The organism is Mycobacterium sp. NGS67, from assembly GCF_059812185.1.
The window spans coordinates 197,300-221,642 of the sequence record NZ_JCALCF010000005.1 but is presented as its reverse complement, the minus strand read 5'-3'; the positions used below and the strand labels follow the sequence as shown (position 1 = coordinate 221,642).

Below are 24,343 nucleotides of genomic sequence, written 5' to 3'. Positions count from 1 at the left end.
CCGCGAGCAGACGCAAAAGCCCCCATTTCGTGCCGAAATGAGGGGCTTTTGCGTCTGCTCGCCCGGGTTAGATGAAGTCCGAGCCGCCGTCCACGTTCACCGTGGCGCCGGTGACGTAGCCGTTGCGTTTCGACGCCAGATAGGCCGTGATCGACGCGACCTCCTCCGGCAGCCCGGCGCGACCGAGGTCGCAGGGCTGGTGAAAGTTGTTGTCGATCCACGTCATCACGTCCCGCGGGTCGGTGGCGTCCAGCCCGTCGGCGGCCAGGATGTCCTTGAGCACCTCGGTGAAGCTGGCCGTCACAATGGTCCCCGGGCACACGCAGTTGACCAGAATGCCGTCGCCGGCAAGGCTTTTGGACAAGTTCTTGGTGACACTGGCCAGCGCCGCCTTCGACGCTGTGTAGGCGACGATCCGCGGATTCTGGCGCTGGATCGAATGCGCCGACAGCGTCACGACGCGGGCCCAGTTGGCGGCGCGCAGCAGGGGCAGCGCGGCGCGGATCGATCGCACCGCCGACATCGTGCCCAGCGAGAACGCGGCGTCCCATTCGGAATCGTCCATCTGCTCGAAATATCCGTCGCTCGGCCCAATCGTGTGAATCAACGCATTGATTCGCCCCCACCGGCGCGCGACCACAGTGAATCCGTCGGCGATCGAGTCGGCGTCGGACATGTCCACACTGATACTCACAGCGTCCGGTGCGCCCCGTTCACGCAACGACAAGGCGGCGGCGTCGAGTGCGTCCCGGCCCCTGGCCATCACCGCCACGCTGGCGCCTTCGGCGGCGAGGGTTTCGGCGATCGCCAGCCCCATGCCCTTGCTGCCACCGGTGACCACCGCCGTCGCCTCGCCGTACCCCAGATCCATCGACCATCTCCTTCGTCACGATTGTGCGCCCAGCCCGCCCAGCACGAAACGCGCGATGTGCCGGCGGATTTCGTCGCGGTCACCGTCCCCGGTCGCCCAGTGTCGGTCGATGGCGGCCCACACCACGCCGTGAATGAACTGCGCGTCGGCTTCCGGATCGATCCGGTGGAACGTCCCGCCCGCCAGGCCGCGGCGCAGCACATCGATCAACGGCTCCAACATCTCGGCATACGCCGGCCGGACCAGACCAGGAGAGCCCGCGGTCTGCGCTTGCGCCTCCAGGGATAGGCGGCGCAACTCAGCGCCGACACTGTCGTCAAATGCCAGGTCCAATCGCCCGTCAACCCACGCCAGGACGGCTTCGACGTCGTTGCGGGCGGCGCCCATCAGCCGCCTCAGCCGCTGCTTCTCGACACGCGAAGCATCCAGGAACACCTCGGCCACCAGCTCGTCCTTGGAGGCGAAGTGCCGGTAGAACGCACGTGTCCCCAACCCGGCGCGCTCCAGGACCACTGCGATGCTCAGGCCGCGGACCCCGTGCTCACCGAGGACGGTCGACGCGGCGGCGACGATCTGACGGCGGACTTCCGGATCGGGGGCCAGCTTGTCGCGACGCCGGGTGCGCGGCACCCGGTCAGGCTGTTGCGTCATAGGTGGCCAGATAGTCGGTGAACCGTTCGCGCACGCCCTCGGGAGTCAGACCGTAGTCGGACAGGTCGTAGTCGTGTGCCCCGCGGGCGCCGGGCTGGTGCGCTTCGGCCCACGACCGCACCGACCGGGCGGTGTCGTCGGTGAACGCCAAACCCAGAGTCTCGTAACCGATTTGCAGGGTCCGCAGCGGTGCGCGTTGCAGATCGGCGAACGAGATGTCGGCGAACCGGTCGTCGCCGACCCGGCGGCGGAAGCTCATCGCCCGCGCAACCCCTTCGGCCCAACTGTCGACCTGCTCGGCACCGAGCTCATGAGCGTCGTCGCGGTCGCTGCTCCAGCTGCGCACGTAGTGGATCAGGCTGCATACCGAGCCCATCACCTTGGCGGGATCGCGGTGGCTCCACAGGAATTTCGCGTCCGGATAGGCCTCCACCAGCGCATCGAGGGCGAACATGTGCACCGGGGTCTTCAGGTGCCACAGGTTCGGCGGGCAATGCCATTGCAGCAACTTGAGCACCCGGCGATGGAAGGTGTACGTCTCTCGCATGTCGCAGTCCATCAACCACGCCAGGTAGCGCGGGGCCCGCACTGCGCCGTCGAAATGGAAGGTGCGAAAACTCATCCCCATCAGATCCTGGCACTCGGTGGGCGCCGTCGCCTCGGAGTTGTACAGCGTCTTCATCAACGGGAACATCTCGTCGAGCATCTTCAGGCCCGCTTCGGCCTGGGCGATGCGCGGATCCTCGTGCTGGGTGGCGGATTCCGGGGGAGGGGTGGGCGCCTGCGACTCCCACATCCGCAACGATCGGAACTGCGGGTCTGCGGCCACCAGCTGGCTCAGCGCGGTGGTACCGGTGCGGGGCAACCCGATGACGAAGACCGGGCCGCCGACGACCTCGTCGTCGATCTCGGGATGCCGGGCATAGGTGTCCTCGATCTTCAGTCGTTGGATGAGCGCGTTGCTGATGGTGGCGTGCTGAATGACCCGACCGATCTCGTTCAGGTCGGCTTCGGTGTTCAGCGCGTCAACGATGCGTTCCAGGCCCTCCCGGTAGTACGGTGACCCGAAATCGTCGAGACCTGTTGCCGCGCAGGCACCTTGCTCCAATTCGTCGGCGCTGAACGTCATCTCGCGAACCTTTCCCGAACGGCCCGGCGCCGTCCCGCCAGGATTGCTGCCCGCTGATCGGGGCTGACCCGCGCCGTGTCCGGTGGCAGCGCAGCCGCAATCGCATCGAACGGCACCACCCGCACAGTCGGTGTCGGTGCTGTCTCGGTACGCACGCAACGCAGGATGATGGGGCCGTTACTGTGACCCGCGGTGTCCAGCCAGTTGGCCACTCCCGGGTCGTCGGCGGACAACACCACGCGCACCAACCCGTCCGAATCGGTAACCGCCTGATGGGCATTCAGGCTGGATTGATGGCGGCCGTAGTGAATGGTCTCCCACCACGGATTGCCGATCGAGAAACTCCAGTAGACCCCCTCGGGGGGTTCGACTTCCACGATCAACGCCTCACCGGGATCGAGTTCCCACCGCCCGATCACCGGCCTGTTCTCCGCCGCGGCCCCCATCGCACTGCGATCGATCGGTGGCAGGAAGCCGTTGGTCGGCGGCGCGGCGCCGAACTGTACGAAGAATGCCAGATTCTCTTGGACGAAGTCACCCAGCGCGACCACCTGCCGGGACAGCACAGCGCCTGGATCAAGCGAATCAGCTTGCACCGCAACCGGATCACCGAGCTGTTCGACCTGTAGCGCCGACGCGACCTCGGTGTCCCAGTCGTAGAAGAAGTGCCGCACCGTGAACGTGGGATGATCCCCTTCGATGCGCATCCAATTGCCCGGTCGCTCATCGGCGGACAGCACCACCTCGAAGTTCCCCTCGGCATCCACGTCGAGTTCGTCGACCAGCGCGTTGGCGGTCGCGGCGATGCCGTTCATCGTCTGCAGTCCGACGTAGCGTGCGGTGCCGCGGTTACCGAAGACGCGATACGTCCGGCCGCCGCGCAGCACGGCGCGGGTGTAGATGCAGTCCGGGCATTCCATGCCCCACGTCACCACGTCGTCGGTGCTGGTGGGCTGCACTTGCAGCACCGGATCCGGGTCGAACCGCAGCACTTCGTCGATGCCTGCGACAAGGAGCACCAGCAGGTGTCGCATGCCGGCGGCAAGGTCGGCGCGATTGCGATTTCCCGGGTCGGACTCGACGGCCGCGGCCGCACCGGCAAGGCGCTCCAGCAGGTGGGACCAGGCCTGTGCGAGGGCAGGCGCGTCGCCGTGAGACGACGCCGCTTCGGCGATGGAAAACGGCAACCAGGCCGTCGGCTTCGGCGCCTCAGCCACCGACCCAGCCCCTTAAATGAAAATAATATTTTCGCTTAATGAGCTCCGACTATGGCAGCCGCCCGGTCGCGTGTCAACGCTCCCCCCCCCCGCGAGCAGACGCAAAAGCCCCCATTTCGTGCCGAAATGAGGGGCTTTTGCGTCTGCTCGCGCAGCAAGGGCGCGGCGGGCTAGGTTGGCAGCGTGACACCCACGTTCGGCGACCTGGCCAAAGCGCAGTACATCCTGCTCACCACGTTCACCAAGGACGGCCGGCCCAAGCCAGTGCCGATCTGGGCCGCGGCGCAAGGCGACCGGCTGCTGGTCATCACCCAGGCAAAGTCCTGGAAGGTCAAGCGGATTCGCAACACCCCGCGGGTCACGCTGGCGATCTGCGACATGCGGGGCAACCCGAAGAGCGAAGCGGTCGAGGGCACCGCGGCCATCCTGGACAAGTCACACACCGCCGCCGTCTACGACGCGATCGGTAAGCGCTACGGCATCGTCGGCAAGGTCTTCAACCTCGTCAGCAAGCTGCGCGGCGGCATGGAGAACAACGTCGGCCTCGAACTGAAGGTGGCCTGACCGGAATTCAGCCCAGGTGCTCGCCGAAGAACGCGAAGACCCGGCGCCACGCGTCTTCGGTCGCGGCCTCGTCGTAGCCGAACCCGGCGATGCGCAGCAGCGGTTGCCGGGGCAGCTGGTTGGCGAAGCTGTGCCCGGCGCCCGGATAGGACTTGATGTCGGCGGTGATGTTCTTGGCCTCGGTCACCTTGCGCAGTTTCCCGGCCGCCCCAACGCCCAGCGGATCACGGTTGCCGAAGCTGGCCACAACCGGGCAGGCACCCTCCAGGGTCTGGTCGAGCCGGCGCGGCAGCGGAGTGCCGTAGAACGGCGCCGAAGCGCCGAAACCCTTGGGCGACAACACCAGTGCGAACTGGCCGCCCATGCAGAAGCCCGCGATGCCGACCTTCCCGGAACAGTCGGGGCGGGCGAGGAGATGCTCGCGCGCGGCCAGCACGTCGTCGATCGATCGACCCCGCTGAGTCATCACCTCGCGCATCACCCGGGTGATGCATCGGGCCCGGCCGCCGCGCGCGTACAGGTTGGGTGTCAGCGCCAGATATCCCGCTTGTGCGATGCGCTGCGACACCGACTCGTTGTCGGGCGCATAGCCGATCGCGTCGTGGACCACCACCACGCCGGGCCACGGGCCGTCGCCTTCCGGGACGCTCAGCAGCGCGTCGATCGGTCCGGCCGGGGTGTCGAGCTCAATCGTCGTCATAGCGTCATCTAACTGCAGCCGCGACGCGACCGTGCGAGGAACTCCCGGACGATGCCCGGACGTTGGTCCTGACGTGTTAGGACGGGTGCTTCTCAGCTACGCCGTCGTCGAGCTCATGGTGACCATCGGGCTGTCGGCGGCGATCGGTGTCGGCTGGACGATTGCGGTGCTGACGGCCGCTTTCGTCCTCGGACTGGCGCTGGGGGTGCCGCTGGGCGGGTTGCAGCTCAGTCGCGGGTTCACGAAGTTGCGGTCCGGTTCCTCGGAGCCGCGCAGCGCCCTGACCGACGGCGCACTGACCGCGCTGGCCACCGGCCTGCTCGTCATTCCCGGCCTGGCCACCACCGCGCTGGGTTTGTTGCTGCTGGCGCCACCGATTCGCACTGCGAGCCGCCCCGCATTGGCGGCGATCGCGTGGCGCGTTTTCGATCGCCGGGTCCCGCTGGTCACCGACCATCGGCCCGAAGGCGACTACATCGACGGCGAGGTGATCGACGTCGTCGAAGGCGAGGCTCCGACGTTGCCCGGCGCGCCGGGCGTCTATGAGCGAAGCATCCGGCACCCGTAGTTTGGCGCTGTGACGCAGGTTCCGACCAAGCTGTTGGTCAACGGCCGGATACACAGCCCGACGCATCCGGACGCCACCGCGATGGCGGTGCGCGGCGAGGTCGTCGCCTGGTTGGGTCGCGACGACGTTGGGCGCAGCCAATTCCCGGACGCCGAGGTGCAGGATCTCGATGGGGCCTTCGTGGCACCGGGATTCGTCGACAGCCACATCCATCTGAGCGCCACCGGCCTGTCGCTCAGCGGTTTGGACCTGCGCGCAGCTGACTCGAAGGCGCACTGCCTGCAGCTGGTGGCCGACTACGCGGCCGCGCACCCCGGCCGGCCGGTGTGGGGGCACGGCTGGGACGAGTCAGCCTGGCCGGAGGACACCCCGCCGAGCACCGCCGAGCTGGACGCGGTGCTCGGCGACCGCCCGGCCTACCTGGCCCGGGTCGACGTGCACTCGGCGTTGGCGTCGTCGGCTCTGCGCCGACAGCTGCCCGATTTGGCGGCATCCGCCGGGTTCGCTGAACAGCGGCCGCTGGCCGGCGACGCGCATCACCGGGTCCGTTCGGTCGCACGCGGGCTGCTCACCGACGGTCAACTCGCCGAGGCCCGCGCCGCGGCGCTCCGAGCGTTGGCCGCGGCGGGCATCGTCGCGGTCCACGAATGTGGGGGACCGGAGATCGGCGGACTCGACGACTGGCTGAGTTTGGCCGCTCTCGAGCACGGCGTCGAAGTGATCGGCTACTGGGGTGAAGCGGTGACCACCGCGGCGCAGGCCCGCGCTCTGATATCGGAGACCGGGGCCCGTGGCCTGGCCGGAGACCTTTTCGTCGACGGTGCGCTGGGTTCGCGCACCGCCTGGCTGCACGAGGCGTACACCGATGCGCCCGGATGTACCGGCACCCGCCACCTCGACCCGGCCGCCATCGAAGCTCACCTGCGGGCGTGCAGTACCGCCGACGTCACCGCCGGTTTCCACGTGATCGGGGATGCCGCGGTATCCGCGGTCGTGGATGCCCTCGAACGAGTGGTGACCGACCTCGGGGTGCCCACGGTCGCCCGCTGCGGGCACCGACTCGAGCACCTGGAGATGGTCACCGCCGAGCAGGCCGCCAAACTCGGCTCGTGGGGCGTCATCGCCAGCGTCCAGCCCAACTTCGACGCGCTGTGGGGTGGCAACGACGGCATGTACGCGCAGCGCCTAAGCCCGCAACGAGGTTCTCAGCTGAACCCGCTGGCGCTGTTAGCATCCCAAGGCGTGCCTCTCGCCCTCGGTTCCGACGCGCCCGTCACCGCCTTCGAGCCGTGGGCAAGCGTGCGGGCGGCGGTCCATCATCGAACGCCGGGCAGCGGGGTGTCGGCACGCGCGGCGTTCGCGGCCGCGACGCGTGGCGGCTGGCGGGCCGCCGGTGTTCGCGACGGCGGCACGTTGGTTCCGGGGGCGCCCGCCTCCTACGCGGTGTGGGAGGCCGGTGTGCTCGACGTCAGCGCACCCCGCGACGACGTTCAGCGCTGGTCCACCGACCCCCGCTCCCGGGTGCCGGCACTGCCCCGACTCGACGCGTCGGACGATTTGCCCGGTTGCCGCCAAACCGTGCACCGGGGTGCGGTCATCCATGGCTGACCGGCCCGACGACCGGGTAACCGAGAACGGTCCGGAGCAAACCGACGAGGATTTGCCGGTTGCCGAACCCGAGGAGTTGCCGGCCGAACCCGAGGAGTTGCCGGCAACCCCGACTCGGAAGCCGATGACGCGCCGTGTCCGCGCCGCGTTGGTACCGCGGACGGCGCGCCTGATCGCCGCCCTGAGCGCCGGCGGCCTGATGTATGCGAGCTTCGCGCCGTTGAACTGGTGGTGGGCCGCCGTCGTCGCGATCGCGCTGCTGGCCTGGGTGCTCACCCGTCCCGCCACCACACCCGTCGGGGGAGTCGGCTACGGATTCCTGTTTGGTCTGGCCTTCTACGTGCCATTGCTGCCCTGGACCAGCACGCTGGTCGGGGTGGTGCCCTGGCTGGTGCTGGCCACGGCGTGCGCGCTCTTCCCCGGCCTCTTCGGTCTGTGTGCCGTCGTGGTCCGCCGACTGCCCGGCTGGCCGGTGTGGTTTGCGGTGTTGTGGGGTGCGCAGGAATGGCTGAAGTCCGTCGTCCCGTTCGGCGGGTTCCCCTGGGGGTCGGTGGCGTTCGGTCAAGCCGAGGGCCCGCTGCTGCCGCTGGTGCAACTGGGCGGGGTCGCGCTGCTCTCCAGTGCGGTCGTGCTGGTAGGCGCCAGCCTGACTGCGTTCGGAGCCGAGATCGTGCGCTGGTTGCGCGCCGGGGTCGCGCCCGCCAACACCGAGCCGCCGGCCGTGGTGTTGCCCGCGGTGAGTATCTGTCTGGTGCTGATGGCGGCGATGTTGGTGTGGCCGCAGGTACGGCACGCCGGGGCGGGGTCGGGCAGTGAACCCAGCATCAACGTCGCCGTCGTCCAGGGCAACGTGCCGCGGTTGGGACTCGGGTTCAATGCCCAACGCCGCGCGGTGCTGGACAACCACGTCAGCCAGACGCTGCAACTCGCCGAAGACGTGCATGCCGGGACGGTTCCGCAGCCCTATTTCGTCATCTGGCCGGAAGACTCCTCGGACATCGACCCGCTGGCCAACCCCGACGCCGCACAGGTCATTTCCCGGGCGGCCGAGGCCATCGGCGCACCCATCCTGATCGGCACCGTCATGGATGCGCCGGAAAGGATGGGCCAGGACCCGGCATACACCAACACGATGATCGTGTGGAATCCCGGCACCGGGCCCGCCGACCGGCACGACAAGGCGATCGTGCAGCCGTTCGGCGAGTACCTGCCCATGCCGTGGCTGTTCCGGCACCTGTCCGGGTATGCCGACCAGGCCGGCCACTTCGTTCCCGTCCCCGGCTCCGGCGTGGTCCACATGCGCGGAGTTCCGGTCGGCGTCGCCACCTGCTGGGAAGTGGTATTCGACCGGGCGCCGCGCAATGCGGTTCGGCACGGCGCGCAGTTGCTGACCGTCCCCAGCAACAACGCCACCTTCACCAAGACGATGAGCGAGCAGCAGGTGGCCTTCGCGAAGGTCCGGGCCGTCGAGCACGACCGCTACGTCCTGGTGGCCGGCACCACCGGGATCAGCGCGGTGATCGCTCCGGACGGCGCGGAGCTGATGCGCACCGACTTCTTCGTCCCGGCCTACCTGGACAGCGCGGTGCGCCTCAAAACCACGTTGACGCCGGCCACCCGCTGGGCTCCGATCGTGCAGTTGGTGCTGGTCGGAGCGGCTGGCGCAGTGATTCTGGTCGCGATACGGCACAATGGTCATTTCTCGGATCGGTTTCGGCGGCCGACGCGTCGACGGTCCGGGCCGACGGACGAACCCAAAGATCCCGATACGCCGTCAGCTGAAACCGACGATTCGGATGCTGCGGCGGACGTTGACAGTGCGAACGACGCCCCATCCTCCGACGACGAAGACAGCGGGCGCACCTCTATCGGGCGAAATGAAGGAGCTACATGACCACCGGCCAGCCTGTGCCCGAGGTGTCGGGCAGCAGTCCCAGTCAGCGCACCCTGGTCATCATCCCCACTTACAACGAGCGGGAGAACCTGCCGCTGATCCATCGGCGGGTCAAGGACGCCTGCCCCGGCGTTCATATCCTGGTCGTCGACGACAGCAGCCCGGACGGCACCGGTCAATTCGCCGACGAGCTGGCGGCCGCCGACGTCGGTTGCACGCACGTGCTGCATCGCACCGCCAAGAACGGGCTGGGAGCGGCGTATCTGGAAGGCTTCGCCTGGGGTCTGGGCCGCGGCTACACGGTGCTGGTCGAGATGGACGCCGACGGCAGTCACGCGCCCGAACAGTTGTACCGCCTGCTGGAGGCGGTCGACGCCGGAGCGGACCTGGCCATCGGCTCGCGCTACATCCACGGCGGCACCGTGCGGAACTGGCCGTGGCGGCGCTGGGCCCTGTCGTGGACCGCGAACACCTACTCGCGGCTGGCGCTGGGGGTCGGGGTGCACGACATCACCGCCGGCTACCGCGCCTATCGCCGCGAGGTGCTCGAGACGATCGACCTCGACACCGTCGACTCCAAGGGTTACTGCTTCCAGATCGAGATGACCTGGCGCAGCGTCAACGCCGGGTTCGAGGTCGTCGAGGTGCCGATTACGTTCACCGAGCGAGAGATCGGCGTATCGAAGATGAGCGGCTCCAACATCCGCGAGGCGCTGGTCAAAGTCGCTCAATGGGGCGTTGAGGGTAGGCGCGACCGCAGTCGGTCGACTCGCGCGCAGACCAGGTCTCGATCGCCGCGCCGCTAGCCGCTGCCGCGTGAGCGTGCAGTCTTTGAGCGTGAAACCTGGGCGTTGCGGGTGAAACCTGGGCGGGATCGCGCCGATTTTCCCGCCCTGGCTTCACCCCCAAAGCCGTCGTTTCACAATCAACGCCAAGGATGCACGCTCAAAGCCGTGCAGCAGGCAGAGCGCAGCTAGCCCGCGCGTAACGCCTAACCGCGCCGCCGCGACCGAATCAGCTCCAGGCGCTCCTTGAGCAGTTCTTCGAGCTCCTCGACCGAACGGCGCTCCAGCAGCATGTCCCAGTGCGTACGCGGCGGCTTGACCTTCTTCGGCTCGGGCAGGTCACCCTCGATCAGGGTGCCTTCCATACCGTTACGGCACAGCCAGGTGCCAGGGATCTCCGCGTCGTCGGCGAACGGAACTTCGAACTCTTCGCCGTTCTCGGTGCGATAGCGCGCAATCTGACGTGGCGCCAGGTCGTGATTGCGGTCGGTCTCATAGCTCACGGCTCCGAGGCGACTGCCTCGCAGGACACGATCAGCCATTGGTGCTGCTCCTTTGGGTCCGGTGAGCTCTCGATGCTCCCGTCATGCGAATCTCTCTAAGCAAACGTTAAGACTGCTTACGTAGTTCCCGGCTCGGGGATCGCGGCAAACGCGCGACGCGACACTCGATGATACCGGGATCGCGGACAGGATCGGACTAAAGTCGGCAGCCGTGACCCGTCGTGTTCGTCCCCAACCGTGCCGCTGGTGTGGTCGGGACGTGACCGACGTCGGGATGGGACGTCGTCGCCAGTACTGCCGGCAATCGTGCCGCCAGCGGGCTTACGAGCAGCGGGCAATGGTCGCCAGGGGTGAGGCAGGAGCTCAGTCGACCCTCTCGCCCGACGCCGTGGTGCTGTCCGCCGAGGAGGCGGCCGACCTCTCGGATCGCGTCTACCAGCTCCGGTGCGCTGCCGAAGACGTGGCCACCGCGGTCGACGAAAACGCGGGAACCGCGGAGTTGCGGGAGCTGTGCGACGAACTGCTGCGGGCCGCCCGGGCGGCCGACGGGTGGCGGCGCGTCGGCGTCTGAAGCGCCCGTTCGCTTTGCTGCTCAATACCTTGTTTGGCGTTGACCATGAAGCTAGTGTTAATCGCCAGATAGCTGGGAGGGGATGCCATGAGGCGCACAGCAATCGTTGCCGTATCGGTTGTCCTGGTAATCGTGCTGCTGGTCACGGGTTGCGGCCCCTCGCGGAAACAGCAGAAAAGACGATCGAAATCGTCGACGACGACAACCAGCCAGGCGTCCGGCGTCAATAGCGCTGACATCGAAAACCGGATCGTCGTAGCTCTACAGGGGCTGAAATCGAACGGGAGACAGAGCTTGGACTCCGGGTCGGTCGCCGCGACCTGCCCGGCCACCATCGAAGCTCGGCAGGGCGCGTCGTTCGACTGCACGTTGAAGGCCAACCAGGCCACCGGTTCGCGCGAGGCGATGACGGGAACCGGCACCGTGACGCTCAGCGAGCCGAGCGGCAAGACGTTCTCGCTGAAGTACAAACTCGAGGGCAGTACCTCCACGGTCAGCGGCAGCATGACTTCGGTGCCCTGAGCCCGGCCCTGACGTCGCCGCCCTGCGAGAACAACGGAGACGTCGTCACGAGGCGCGGTACAGTCGCGCAATGACTGAAGGCCCGGGTGTACAAGGGAGTGCAGGGCCATCGATCACCAACTTGCGCGGGCACCGGGATGCCCAGCAGCTTTTCGCCGAAGCCGGGAGCATCTGACGTTTTTGAAATCCTGCCGGAGTTGGCGATACTCACCAGCGACATTCTTGGTCGGAGCGCAGCACGAAGCCGCCGCTTCATGCAGCACCTCTGAAGGCTCGGCGAACGCCGCAGCGGGGGTCAGAGACGACCGAATTAACCGAGGGGTTTGGTAATGGCTGATCAACTCCAGCACGCAACCGAGGCGTTGCGGAAAGCGCTGGTGCAGGTGGAGCGCCTGAAGCGCACCAACCGCGCGCTGCTGGAGCGGGCCAGCGAGCCGATCGCGATCGTGGGCATGTCCTGCCGGTTCCCCGGTGGCGTCGACTCCCCGGAAGCCCTGTGGCAGATGGTCGCCGACGGCCGCGACGTGATCTCGGAATTCCCGACCGACCGCGGCTGGGACGTGGGCGCGCTGTTCGACCCCGATCCCGACGCGGCGCACAAGACCTATGCCAACACCGGCGGCTTCGTCGACGGCGTCGCCGACTTCGATCCGGCGTTCTTCGGGATCGCCCCGAGCGAGGCGTTGGCCATGGACCCCCAGCACCGGATGCTGCTGGAGCTGTCCTGGGAAGCGCTGGAGCGGGCCGGGATCGACCCGGGCGGACTGCGCGGCAGCGCCACCGGTGTGTTTGCCGGGATCATCGCCCAGGGCTACGGCATGTTTGCTGAAGAGATCGAGGGCTACCGGCTCACCGGTATGACGTCCAGTGTCGCGTCCGGCCGGGTGTCCTACGTGCTGGGTCTGGAAGGTCCGGCGGTGTCGGTCGACACGGCGTGTTCGTCGTCGCTGGTGGCGTTGCACATGGCGGTGCAGTCGCTGCGCACGGGAGAGTGCGACCTGGCCCTGGCCGGCGGCGCCACCGTCAACGCCACCCCGACGGTCTTCGTGGAGTTCAGCCGGCATCGTGGCCTGGCTCCGAACGGGCGGTGCAAGGCGTACGCGCAAGCCGCCGACGGCGTCGGCTGGTCCGAGGGCGGCGCCATGGTGGTGGTGGAGCGGCTTTCGGACGCGCAGCGCCTCGGTCATCCGGTGCTGGCCGTGGTGCGGGGCACGGCGGTGAACCAGGACGGCGCCTCCAACGGCTTGACCGCGCCGAACGGTCCCTCGCAGCAGCGGGTGGTGCGGGCTGCGCTGGCCAACGCCGGATTGTCGGCCACTGAGGTGGACGTGGTGGAAGGTCACGGCACGGGCACCACACTGGGCGATCCGATCGAGGCGCAGGCGTTGCTGGCCACCTACGGACAGGGGCGCACGCAGCCGCTGTGGTTGGGGTCGGTCAAGTCGAACATGGGCCACACCCAGGCCGCCGCCGGAGTCGCGGGCGTGATCAAGATGGTGCAGGCGATGCGGCACCAGGTGTTGCCCGCGACGCTGCACGTCGACGCACCCAGCCCACATGTGGACTGGTCGGCGGGTTCTGTTGCGCTGCTGACCGAGTCGCAGGCATGGCCGGCCGGCGACCGCGCTCGCCGCGCGGCGGTGTCGTCGTTCGGGATCAGCGGCACCAACGCCCATGTGATCATCGAGTCGGTGCCGGAGTCGCCGGCGCGCGAGCCCGGCCCGACGCGGCCCGCGGTGCCGTGGATGCTGTCGGCCAAGTCCGAGACCGCGTTGCGGTCGCAGGCGGCCCGACTGGCCGAATACCTGGGTGCCCGAGACGATTTGGACGTAGCCGACGTCGGTTGGTCCCTGGCGGGCCGGTCGGTTTTCGAGCACCGCGCCGTCGTGGTCGGCGCGGACCGGCAGGCATTGCTGGCCGGGTTGGCCGAGGTGGCCGACGACGCCCCGGCCGCCACGGTCATCCGCGGTGTCGCTGCGCCGGTCGGCAAAACCGTCTTCGTCTTTCCCGGCCAGGGCTCCCAATGGGTCGGCATGGGCGTCGAATTACTCGACACCGCACCAGCTTTCGCCCGTCAGATCGAGGCGTGCGAGGCGGCGTTCGCGAAGTTCGTGGACTGGTCGTTGATCGACGTCCTGCGCGGCGCGCCCGGTGCGCCCGGCTTGGACCGCGTCGACGTCGTACAGCCGGTGCTGTTCGCGGTCATGGTGTCCTTGGCCGAACTGTGGAAGTCGCTCGGGGTGCGCCCCGACGCGGTCATCGGGCACTCCCAAGGTGAGATCGCCGCCGCTTTCGTCGCGGGCGGACTGTCCCTGCGAGACGCCGCCAAGGTGGTCACGCTGCGCAGCCGGCTGCTGACCGGTTTGGCCGGTCCCGGTGGCATGGTGTCCATCGCGTGCAGTGTCGAGCAGGCGCGTGAGTTGTTGGCGCCGTTCGGTACCCGTATCGACATCGCCGCCGTCAACGGTCCGTCGGCGGTCGTGGTGTCCGGGGAGGTGACCGCGCTCGAGGAACTGATCGCGGTGTGCACGGACCGGGAATTGCGCGTCCGCCGCATCGACGTCGACTACGCGTCGCACTCGGCCGAGGTCGAAGCCATCCGCAGCGAACTCACCGAGGTGCTGGCCGGGATAGCACCGACGTCGTCGCGTATCGCATTCTTCTCGACGGTGACCGGAAGCCGTTTGGACACCGCCGATCTGGATGCCGACTACTGGTATCGCAACATCCGCCAGACGGTGCAGCTCGACCAGGCCGTGCGCAGCGCGTGCGGGCACGGGTATCGGGTGTTCATCGAATCCAGCCCGCACCCGGCCCTCATCACCGGCATCGAGAACACCGTCAACGACTGTGTGGCGGGCGACGCCGAACCGATCGTGGTGCCGACCCTGGGACGCGAGGACGGCGGGCTGCGGCGATTCCTGTCCTCGGCCGCCGCGGCCTGTGTTGCCGGCGTCGCAGTGGACTGGCGCGGCGCGCTGGCCGGGGCGAGTTTGGTGGAGTTGCCCACGTATGCCTTTGACCGGCGGCGCTTTTGGCTGTCCAGCGAAGCTTTCGACGCCGACGCGTCGGGTCTGGGATTGGCTGCCAGCGAACACCCGCTGATGCGGGCGGTGGTGGAGCTACCGGCCTCGGGCGGGGTCGTGCTGACCGGACGGCTGTCGCCGACGGCGCAGGGCTGGCTGGCCGACCACGCGGTGTCGGGAATGGTGGTATTCCCCGGAACCGGGTTCGTGGAGTTGGCGATCCGCGCCGGCGACGAGGTCGGTTGCTCGGTGGTCGACGAGCTGACGTTGCGGTCCCCGCTGGTGATTCCCGGCGGCAATTCGGTTGCCGTGCAAGTGGTCGTCGGTGCCGCCGCCGACGAGACCGGGCAGCGCAGCGTGTCCATCTACTCCCACGCCGACGTCGACGGCGCGTGGGTGTGCCATGCCGAGGGAACCTTGAGCGCCGCGGCCGTCGAACCCGGCGCGGACCTGTCGGTCTGGCCTCCGGCGGGTGCGGTCGGGATCGACCTGTCGGACGGCTACGAGCGGCTGGCCCAGCAGGGCTACGGGTACGGACCGGCGTTTCGCGGGCTGACCGCATTGTGGTCCCGGGGTGAGGAATTGTTCGCCGAGGTGACATTGCCGGAGGCGGCCGGCGGCGCCACCGGGTTCGGCGTGCACCCCGCCCTGCTGGACGCCGCGCTGCACGCGGCGGTACTGGCGAACCCGGCGGGCGACGTGGTGCTGCCCTTCTCCTGGCAGGGCGTGTCGTTGCATGCCGCGGGGGCGTCGAGTGTGCGGGCCCGGATCGCGCCGGTCGGGCCGTCGGCGGTCTCGGTGGAACTGGCCGACGGGTTGGGTCTGCCGGTGCTGTCGGTGCAGGCGATGGCGGCCCGCCCGATCTCCGAGCAGCGGTTGCGGGCCGCGGTCTCCGGGACCGGTCCCGACCGGCTGTTCGAGATGGCCTGGGCGCCGGCCACCTCCGCCGGCACCGACATCCCGTCCTACCAGATCTTCGAATCCGTTGCGTTGCATACCGATCCGGTGAGCGGAACATATGAGCGCACCCGTCGCGCACTGACCGCCGTGCAGTCCTGGCTGAGCGACCATGAATCGGGAGTCTTGGTGGTCGCGACCCGAGGCGCGGTGGCGCTGCCGGGCGACGACGTCACCGATCTGCCGGGTGCGGCGGTCTGGGGTCTGGTGCGCTCGGCGCAGACCGAGAATCCGGGCCGGTTGGTGTTGGTCGATTCCGATGTGCCCGTTGATGATTCGACGGTAGCGGCCGCGCTCGCGGTCGGGGAGCCGCAGGTGTTGCTGCGGGCGGGGCAGGCCTTCACCCCGCGGGTGCGCGCCAGTCGTGCCGTCGACGGCATCCTGGATCCACCGTCCGGGGAGGGACCGTGGCGGCTGGGGCTCAGCAGCGCAGGCACATTCGAGAATCTGCAACTGGAACCGGTGCCGAACGCCGGCGCCCCGTTGCAGCCGGGTTATGTCCGGGTCGCGCTGCGGGCCATCGCGGCCAACTTCCGCGACATCATGATCACCCTGGGCATGTTCACCCACGAAGCGCTGCTGGGCGGTGAAGGTGCCGGTGTGGTCGTCGAAGTCGGCCCGGGCGTCACCGATTTCGCGGTCGGCGACGCGGTGTATGGCTTCTTCCCCGACACCAGCGGCACCCTGGTGCCCGGCGACGTCCGACTGCTGCTGCCGATGCCTTCGGACTGGACCTACGCCGAAGCCGCCGCGATCTCGGCCGTCTTCACCACCGCGTGGTTCGCGTTCATCGACCTGGCAGCCGCCAAACCGGGGCAACGGGTCCTGATCCACGCCGCCGCGGGTGGTGTGGGCATGGCCGCCACCCAGCTGGCCCGGCACCTGGGTCTGGAAGTGTTCGCCACCGCCAGCAAGGGCAAGTGGGACACGCTGCGCGCGATGGGATTCGACGAGGACCACATCTCCGATTCGCGCAGCCTGGAGTTCGAGGAGAAGTTCCGCACCGTCACCGGTGGGGCGGGATTCGACATCGTGCTGGACTCGCTGGCCGGCGAATTCGTCGACGCCTCACTGCGGTTGGTCGCACCCGGCGGCATCTTCCTGGAAATGGGCAAGACCGACATCCGCGACCCCGGCGCGGTCGCCCAGGAGTACCCGGGCGTGCGGTACCGGGCCTTCGACCTGTTCGAACCCGGCCGTCCTCGCATGCACGAGTACATGCTCGACCTCGCCGAACTCTTCGACACCGGCGTGCTGCGCCCGTTGCCGGTCACGACGTTCGACATCCGGCGGGCACCGGCGGCGCTGCGATACCTGAGCCAGGCGCGCCACATCGGCAAGGTCGTCCTGACCCTGCCCGACGCATGGGCACAGGGCACGGTGCTGATCACCGGTGGCACCGGCATGGCCGGTTCGGCGTTGGCGCGTCACGTCGTCGCCCGGCACGGGGTGCGGCACCTGCTGCTGCTCAGCCGTCGCGGCCCGGATGCGCCGGGAGCCGTGGCGTTGACCGCCGAACTCGAGGCCGCGGGCGCCCAGGTGCAGGTGCTGGCGTGTGACGCGGCAGACCGGCCGACCTTGGCGAAGGTGATCGCCGACATCCCGGTGCAGCGGCCGCTGTCGGCGGTGATCCATGCCGCCGGGGTGCTCGACGATGCGGTGCTCACCTCCCTGACACCCGAGCGGGTTGAGCCGGTGTTGCGGGCCAAGGTGGACGGCGCCTGGAACCTGCACGAGTTGACGCGCGACCTGGATGTGTCTGCGCTCGTGCTGTTTTCGTCGATGGCCGGACTGGTGGGCTCGTCGGGGCAGGCCAACTATTCGGCGGCGAACTGCTTCCTGGACGCACTGGCCGCGCACCGGCGCGCCCACCGGCTGCCGGCGATGTCGCTGGGCTGGGGGCTGTGGGATCAGGCCAGCGACATGACGGGCGGGCTGGACGCCGCCGATCTGGCACGTCTGGGCCGCGAAGGGGTCCTGGCGTTGTCGTCGCAGGAGGCGCTGGAACTGTTCGACACCGCGCTGATCGTCGACGAGCCGTTCCTGGTGCCCGCCCGTATCGACCTGTCCGCGTTGCGGGCCCACGCGGTCGCGGTGCCACCGATGTTCCGCGATCTCGTCAACGCGCCGACCCGCCGTCAGGTGGACGACTCACTGGCCGCAGCCAAGTCGAAATCTGCTCTCGCGCAACGCCTACACGCGCTGTCAGAACCCGAGCAGCATGCTCTGCTGCTGGACCTGGTGCGTTCCCACATCGCCACGGTGCTCGGTAACGTCACCCCGGAGGCCGTCGACCCCGACAAAGCTTTCCAGGAGTTGGGTTTCGACTCGCTGACCGCCGTGGAGATGCGCAACCGGCTCAAAACCGCGACCGGCCTTTCGCTTTCACCCACCCTCATCTTCGACTATCCGACCCCCAACGGCCTGGCGTCCTACATCCGCACCGAACTCGCCGGCGTGCCGCAGGAGATCAAGCACGTCCCGGCGGTGCGCACCGACACCACTGACGACCAGATCGCGATCGTCGGCATGTCGTGCCGCTACCCGGGTGGGGTGCAATCCCCAGAAGACCTCTGGGACATGGTGATCCGCGGCCGCGATGTGCTGTCGGATTTCCCGACCGATCGGGGCTGGGACCTGGGCGGGCTCTACAACCCCGATCCCGACGTCGCCGGCACCTGCTACACCCGCACCGGCGGCTTCCTGGACGGTGTCGCCGATTTCGACCCCGCGTTCTTCGGGATCGCGCCCAGTGAAGCGCTGGCGATGGACCCTCAGCAACGTCTGTTCCTGGAACTGTCCTGGGAAGCGTTGGAGCGCAGCGGAATCGACCCCGCGGCACTGCGCGGCAGCGCGACCGGTGTGTTCGCCGGTGTGTACACCCAGGGTTACGGGATCGGCGCTGCGCAGACCGCGGAGGGTTTCCGGTTGACCGGACAGTCCTCGAGTGTTGCGTCGGGCCGGGTGGCGTATGTGCTGGGTCTGGAAGGTCCGGCGGTCTCGGTGGATACGGCGTGTTCGTCGTCGTTGGTGGCGTTGCACATGGCGGTGCAGTCGCTGCGGTCGGGGGAGTGCGATCTGGCGCTGGCCGGTGGGGTCACCGTCAACGCCACACCGGACATCTTCGTGGAGTTCAGCCGCATGCGCGGACTGTCGGCCGACGGGCGGTGCAAGGCTTTCGCCGGCGCGGCCGACGGCACCGGCTTCTCCGAGGGCGGCGGAATGCTGGTGGTGGAGCGGCTTTCCGACGCGCAGCGGCTGGGGCATCCGGTGCTGGCGGTGGTGCGGGGCTCGGCGATCAACCAGGACGGCGCCTCCAACGGCTTGACCGCGCCGAACGGTCCCTCGCAGCAGCGGGTGGTGCGGGCCGCGCTGGCCAACGCGGGTTTGTCGGCGGCCGATGTGGATGCGGTCGAGGGGCACGGCACCGGCACCACGCTGGGCGATCCCATCGAGGCCCAGGCGTTGCTGGCCACCTACGGGCAGGGCCGCACCCAACCGCTGTGGTTGGGGTCGGTCAAGTCGAACATGGGTCACACCCAGGCCGGTGCCGGTGTGGCCGGTGTGATCAAGATGGTCCAGGCGATGCGGCACGAGGTGTTGCCGGCGACGTTGCACGTCGACGCCCCCAGTCCGCATGTGGACTGGACGACCGGTTCGGTTGCGCTGCTGACCGAATCTCAGGGGTGGCCGGCCGAGGACGAGCCCCGGCGCGCGGGGGTGTCGTCGTTCGGGATCAGCGGCACCAACGCGCATGTGATCATCGAGTCGGTGCCGGCGGCGCCGCCTCGGGAGCCCGGCCCGGTGCGGCATGCGGTGCCCTGGGTCGTCTCGGCCAAGTCCGCCGCGGCGCTGCGCACGCAGGCGGCCCGGTTGGCCGAATACATCGGTGCCCGAGCCGCTTTGGATGCCGTCGACGTCGGTTGGTCCCTGGCCAGCCGGTGCGCCTTCGAGCACCGCGCGGTCGTCGTCGGTGAAGACCGGGACGCTCTGCTGGCCGGCCTCTCGGAGTTGGCTTCCGAGGATGGGACCGGTGCAGGCATCCAAGGGGTCGCCCAGCCCGGCAAGACCGCCTTCGTGTTCCCGGGTCAAGGCGCCCAGATGCTGGGCATGGGAATACGATTGCATGCGGCCTATCCGGTGTTCGCCGAGGCGTTCAACGCCGTCGTCACCGAATTGGACCGCCACCTGCTGCGCCCACTGCGTGAGGTGATGTGGGGTCCGGAGGAAAGCCTGCTCAACAGCACCGAGTTCGCGCAGCCGGCGTTGTTCGCCGTCGAGGTCGCGCTGTTCCGGTTGCTGGAATCCTGGGGTGTGCGAGCCGATTTCGTGATGGGGCATTCCGTCGGCGAGCTGTCGGCCGCACACGTGGCCGGTGTGCTGTCGTTGGAGAACGCCGCGGTCCTGGTTGCCGCGCGGGGCCGGTTCATGCAGCGCCTCGATGCCGGTGGCGCCATGGCCGCGGTGCAGGCCACCGAGGACGAGGTCAGGCCGTTGCTGGGTCCCGAGGTCAGCATCGCCGCGGTCAACGGCCCTGCCTCGGTGGTCATTTCGGGTGCCTCCGACCAGGTGGCCGCGCTGGTCGACCAATTCCGTGCCGACGGTCGCCGGGTCCACCCGCTCGCGGTGTCACACGCGTTCCACTCGGCACTGATGGACCCGATGATCGACGAGTTCGGGGCGGTCGCCGCCGGACTTCCGTTCGGGCCGCCCACAATCCCGGTCATCTCGAACGTGACCGGCGCGCTCGCCGGAGACGACTTCGGCACGGCCGCCTACTGGAAACGTCATGTGCGGGAAGCGGTTCGGTTCTCCGACAGCATCCGCTTCGCGCAGTCGGCCGGCGCGACCCGCTTCCTCGAGGTCGGTCCCAGCGGTGGTTTGACGGCCGCCATCGAAGAGTCGCTGCCCGATGCCGCGGTCGCCACGATCAGCACGATGCGCAAGGACCGGCCCGAACTGACGACGCTGACCACTGCGATGGCCCAGGCATTCGTCGCGGGTGTGCCGGTGGATTGGCAGGCGTTGCTGGGGCAGGCCGATTTCGTCGAACTACCCACGTATGCCTTTGAGCGACGCAGGTTTTGGCTGTCCAATGACGGCGCGACGGTAGACGCGGCCGGCTTGGGCTTGACCGCGGGCGAGCACGCGTTGCTGGGCGCGGTCGTCGAATTGCCGTCGTCGGGCGGGGTGGTGCTGACCGGTCGGCTTTCCTCGGCCGCCCACGGCTGGCTGCGCGACCACGCGGTGGGTGGCGTGGTGATCTTCCCGGGTGCCGGTTTCGTGGAGCTGGCCATCCGCGCCGGCGACCAGGTCGGCTGCTCGGTGGTCGACGAACTGACCCTGGCCGCTCCGCTGATCGTGCCCGAATCGGGTTCGGTGGCGGTACAAGTCGTGGTCGACGCCGCGGACGAAACCGGTTCCCGCCCGGTGTCGGTGTTCTCCCGCGCCGAGGGATCGGGATGGCTGCTGCACGCCGAGGGATCGGTGAGTGCCGGTGCCGCGCAGTCCGGTACCGATCTGTCGGTGTGGCCGCCGATGGGAGCCCAGCCGGTGGACGTGTCCGGAACCTATGAGCGGCTGGCCGAAAGTGGGTATGGCTACGGCCCGGCGTTCCAGGGTCTGACAGCGATGTGGCGGCGCGGTGACGACGTGTTCGCCGAAGTGACGCTGCCTGCCACGGCCGGGTTGTCCCCGGCGGGCTTCGGGGTGCATCCGGTGGTGCTGGATGCGGCCCTGCACGCGCTGATCGCGACCGGGGATGTGATCGACCGTGCCGACGGGGTCCTGGTCCCGTTCTCCTGGCAGGGCGTATCTCTGCACGCGGCGGGCGCGTCGGCGGTGCGGGCCCGCATCACGCCGACCGGACCGTCGTCGGTGTCGGTGGAACTGGCCGATGCGCTGGGTCTGCCGGTGTTGTCGGTGGCCTCGATGGTGGCCCGCCCGGTGACCGAGCAGCAGCTCAAGGCCGCCCTGTCCGGTTCCGGCGCCGACCGGCTGTTCGACGTGGTCTGGTCGCCGTCACCGGCGTCAACGACCGATGGCACCCCGGTCTACCAAGTGTTCGAGTCGCAACCCGTCGCCGGCGACACCCTCGCCGGGGTGTACGCGGCGACGCACGCCGCGCTGCGTGCCGTCCAGTCCTGGCTCGCCGAACACGACGCCGGAGTGCTGGTGGTGGTCACCAGAGGCGCCGTGGCGGCGCCCGGCGAGGACGTCACCGACCTGGCCGGAGCCGCGGTCTGGGGCCTGGTGCGGTCGGCCCAGACCGAGCATCCGGGCCGGATCGTGTTGGTGGACACCGACGTATCCATCGGCGACGACGAAGCGGCGGCCGTCCTGGCGGTGGGTGAGCCGCAGGTCTTGTTGCGCAACGGAACCACCCACATCGCACGGGTACACGGCAGCCGCGCCGCACGCGGGCTGTTGACCCTGCCCGCCGAGGGCGCCTGGCGACTGGGCATGAGCACCCCGGGCACGTTCGAGAACCTGCGCGCCGAACCGATCCCCGACCTCGAGGGCCCGTTGCCGCCGCGTCAGGTCCGCATCGCCACCACGGCGATGGCCGCCAACTTCCGCGACGTGATGATCGCGCTGGGACTCTACCCCGACGCGCACGCGGCCATGGGCGTCGAGGCCGCCGGAACGGTGATCGAAACCGGTTCGCAGGCAACCCGTTTCGCGGTGGGCACTCGGGTCACGGGGCTGTTCCCGGACGGAACCGGGACCGTGGCCACCACCGACGAACGGCTGCTGATCGAGATACCGGCCGGGTGGTCCGACACTGCCGCGGCCACCGCCCCCGTGGTCTTCGCGACCGCCTACTACGCGCTGAAGGTCCTCGCCGATGTGCGGCCCGGCCAACGGCTGCTGGTGCATGCGGCCGCCGGCGGGGTGGGCATGGCCGCGGTGCAGCTGACCCGGCACTGGGGTGTGGAGGTCTTCGCCACCGCCAGCAAGGGCAAGTGGGACACCTTGCGGGCCTTGGGGTTCGACGACGATCACATCGCCGATTCGCGCAGCCTGGAGTTCGAGGAGAAGTTCCGCGCGGTAGCCGCCAGGGCAGGCGCAGCCGGAATGGATGTCGTGCTCGATTCGCTGTCCGGCGATTTCGTCGACGCCTCGCTACGACTGGTCACCCCGGGCGGGATCTTCCTGGAAATGGGTAAGACCGACATCCGCGATGCCGCTGTGGTGGCCGAGCAACACACCGGAGTGCGCTACCGCGCCTTCGACCTGTTCGAGGCCGGGCCCGACCACATCCAGCGGATGCTGAGCGAACTGTCCGGACTGTTCGCCGCCGGCGTCCTGAATCCGTTGCCGGTCACCACGTTCGACGTTCGACGGGCACCGGCCGCGTTGCGCTACCTGAGCCAGGCGCGTCACGTCGGCAAGGTGGTGATGAGCACCAGTTCTGCGGTGGCGGACGGGACGGTCCTGATCACCGGCGGCACCGGCATGGCGGGTTCCGCGCTGGGCCGGCACCTGGTGACCCGCCACCGGGCGCGCCACCTGGTGCTGGTGAGTCGTCGTGGGCCGGATGCCCCGGGGGCGGCGGAACTGACCGAAGAGTTGACCGCGGCCGGCGCCGATGTTCGGGTGATCGCCTGTGACGCCGCCGATCGGGACGCCTTGGCCGAGGTGATCACCTCCATCCCGGCGCAGCATCCGTTGTCGGCGGTGATCCACGCGGCGGGGACCCTGGACGACGCGGTGGTGACGTCGCTGACCCCGGACCGCGTCGATGCGGCGCTGCGGGCCAAGATCGACGCTGCCTGGAACCTGCACGAGTTGACCCGCGACCTGAAACTGTCTGCGTTCGTGATGTTTTCGTCGATCGCAGGTCTGGCCGGCGCCTCCGGTCAGGCCAACTACGCGGCGGGCAACTCGTTCCTGGACGCGCTGGCCGCCCACCGGCACGCACACGGGCTGCCGGCCATCTCCCTGGGCTGGGGGCTGTGGGACCAGACCAGCAGCATGACCGGCGAATTGGGCAAGGCCGATCTGGCCCGCTTCGCCCGCGACGGCATCGTGGCGATGTCGTCGGACGAAGCACTCGAACTGCTCGACACCGCGCTGATCCTCGACGAGCCGTTCCTGCTGCCGGCCCACATCGACCTGGTGGCGCTGCGCGCCAAGTTCGACGCCGGCACGTTGCCGCCGATGTTCGTCGACCTGATCAACGCGCCGGCGCGACGGCAGGTCGACGACTCACTGGCCGCCGCCAAGTCGAAATCCGCGCTGCTGCAACGCCTGGACGGCCTGCCCGAGGATGAGCAGCACACCATCCTGCTGGATCTGGTGCGCTCGCACATCGCCACCGTACTGGGCAGCGGCACACCGGAATCCATCCATCCCGACCGCGCCTTCCAGGAACTGGGCTTCGACTCGCTGACCGCGGTCGAGATGCGCAACCGGCTCAAAGCCGCCACCGGCCTGCCGCTTTCGCCGACACTGATCTTCGACTACCCGAACTCGGCGGCGCTGGCCGGCTACTTCCGCCAGGAGTTGCTGGGCAGCGACAGCCCGCAGGCTCAACCCGCGGCGCCGGGTGAAGAGGAGCTGCAGCGGGTGGTCGCCTCCATTCCGGTGCGGCGACTGCGTCAGGCCGGCGTGCTGGATCTGTTGCTGAGCCTTGCCGACGAGGCCAACCCAACGGACGGCGACCGCAACGGCGCCCAGGAGGCGCCGGGTGGGACGGCCGTGAAGGACATCGCCGACATGGACCTCGACGATCTGGTCAGCGCGGCGTTCATGGACGACGACGAATAGTGGCA

14 protein-coding genes are annotated in these 24,343 nt (G+C 68.8%); 8 read left to right on the top strand and 6 right to left on the bottom strand.

Going from position 1 to position 24,343, the window contains the following annotated elements; translation table 11 throughout:
• Window positions 1–67: 67 nt before the first annotated feature.
• From AC5Y4D_RS06690 to AC5Y4D_RS06675, 4 genes are read right to left on the bottom strand one after another with little or no spacing between them, the layout of a single operon-like run.
• The gene (locus AC5Y4D_RS06690; RefSeq protein ID WP_500036777.1) at window positions 68–871 is read right to left on the bottom strand and encodes an SDR family NAD(P)-dependent oxidoreductase; all 804 of its coding nucleotides are present in this window, start codon (window positions 869–871) and stop codon (window positions 68–70) included.
• Between the two features lie 15 nt (window positions 872–886).
• Complete coding sequence (locus AC5Y4D_RS06685; RefSeq protein ID WP_500036776.1) at window positions 887–1,522, bottom strand: TetR/AcrR family transcriptional regulator; 636 nt, start codon at window positions 1,520–1,522, stop codon at window positions 887–889.
• On the bottom strand, window positions 1,506–2,651 hold the full coding sequence (locus tag AC5Y4D_RS06680; protein WP_500036775.1) for a sulfotransferase family protein: 1,146 nt from the start codon (window positions 2,649–2,651) through the stop codon (window positions 1,506–1,508). Before AC5Y4D_RS06680 ends, AC5Y4D_RS06685 begins: the two co-directional genes overlap by 17 nt.
• A complete protein-coding gene (locus AC5Y4D_RS06675) occupies window positions 2,648–3,868 on the bottom strand; it encodes a DUF1214 domain-containing protein (protein ID WP_500036774.1) in 1,221 nt (406 codons plus the stop codon). Before AC5Y4D_RS06675 ends, AC5Y4D_RS06680 begins: the two co-directional genes overlap by 4 nt.
• 183 nt (window positions 3,869–4,051) lie before the next feature.
• On the opposite strand from AC5Y4D_RS06675, the gene AC5Y4D_RS06670 reads away from it, so the two are divergent.
• Window positions 4,052–4,432 carry a PPOX class F420-dependent oxidoreductase gene (locus tag AC5Y4D_RS06670; protein WP_500036773.1) on the top strand — a complete coding sequence of 127 codons (381 nt, stop codon included), beginning with the start codon at window positions 4,052–4,054 and terminating at the stop codon, window positions 4,430–4,432.
• A gap of 7 nt (window positions 4,433–4,439) precedes the next feature.
• Here the strand turns inward: AC5Y4D_RS06670 and AC5Y4D_RS06665 are convergent, their stop codons facing one another.
• The gene (locus AC5Y4D_RS06665) at window positions 4,440–5,132 is read right to left on the bottom strand and encodes a dienelactone hydrolase family protein (RefSeq protein WP_500036772.1); all 693 of its coding nucleotides are present in this window, start codon (window positions 5,130–5,132) and stop codon (window positions 4,440–4,442) included.
• Between the two features lie 73 nt (window positions 5,133–5,205).
• Between AC5Y4D_RS06665 and AC5Y4D_RS06660 the strand changes: the two genes are divergently transcribed.
• Genes AC5Y4D_RS06660 through AC5Y4D_RS06645 form a run of 4 tightly spaced genes read left to right on the top strand, consistent with a single transcriptional unit; the run spans window position 5,206 to window position 10,008 of the window.
• Window positions 5,206–5,700: an FxsA family protein gene (locus AC5Y4D_RS06660; RefSeq protein ID WP_500036771.1), complete on the top strand. Its 495-nt coding sequence runs from the start codon at window positions 5,206–5,208 to the stop codon at window positions 5,698–5,700.
• A 9-nt stretch (window positions 5,701–5,709) separates the two neighbouring features.
• A complete protein-coding gene (locus AC5Y4D_RS06655) occupies window positions 5,710–7,308 on the top strand; it encodes an amidohydrolase (RefSeq protein WP_500036770.1) in 1,599 nt (532 codons plus the stop codon).
• The gene (gene lnt / locus AC5Y4D_RS06650) at window positions 7,301–9,202 is read left to right on the top strand and encodes an apolipoprotein N-acyltransferase (protein ID WP_500036769.1); all 1,902 of its coding nucleotides are present in this window, start codon (window positions 7,301–7,303) and stop codon (window positions 9,200–9,202) included. The genes AC5Y4D_RS06655 and lnt overlap by 8 nt, the downstream gene beginning before the upstream one ends.
• Complete coding sequence (locus tag AC5Y4D_RS06645) at window positions 9,199–10,008, top strand: polyprenol monophosphomannose synthase (RefSeq protein ID WP_500036768.1); 810 nt, start codon at window positions 9,199–9,201, stop codon at window positions 10,006–10,008. Before lnt ends, AC5Y4D_RS06645 begins: the two co-directional genes overlap by 4 nt.
• Before the next feature lie 185 nt (window positions 10,009–10,193).
• Here AC5Y4D_RS06645 and rbpA read toward each other — a convergent pair whose 3' ends face one another.
• A complete protein-coding gene (rbpA, locus tag AC5Y4D_RS06640; RefSeq protein ID WP_083114870.1) occupies window positions 10,194–10,529 on the bottom strand; it encodes an RNA polymerase-binding protein RbpA in 336 nt (111 codons plus the stop codon).
• 172 nt (window positions 10,530–10,701) lie between these two features.
• On the opposite strand from rbpA, the gene AC5Y4D_RS06635 reads away from it, so the two are divergent.
• From AC5Y4D_RS06635 to AC5Y4D_RS06625, 3 genes are all read left to right on the top strand, one after another.
• Complete coding sequence (locus AC5Y4D_RS06635; RefSeq protein WP_500036767.1) at window positions 10,702–11,061, top strand: hypothetical protein; 360 nt, start codon at window positions 10,702–10,704, stop codon at window positions 11,059–11,061.
• A 132-nt stretch (window positions 11,062–11,193) separates the two neighbouring features.
• Window positions 11,194–11,583, top strand: a complete 390-nt coding sequence (locus AC5Y4D_RS06630) for a hypothetical protein (RefSeq protein ID WP_500036766.1) — start codon at window positions 11,194–11,196, stop codon at window positions 11,581–11,583.
• 329 nt (window positions 11,584–11,912) lie between these two features.
• Complete coding sequence (locus tag AC5Y4D_RS06625; protein WP_500036765.1) at window positions 11,913–24,338, top strand: type I polyketide synthase; 12,426 nt, start codon at window positions 11,913–11,915, stop codon at window positions 24,336–24,338.
• Window positions 24,339–24,343 lie beyond the last annotated feature (5 nt).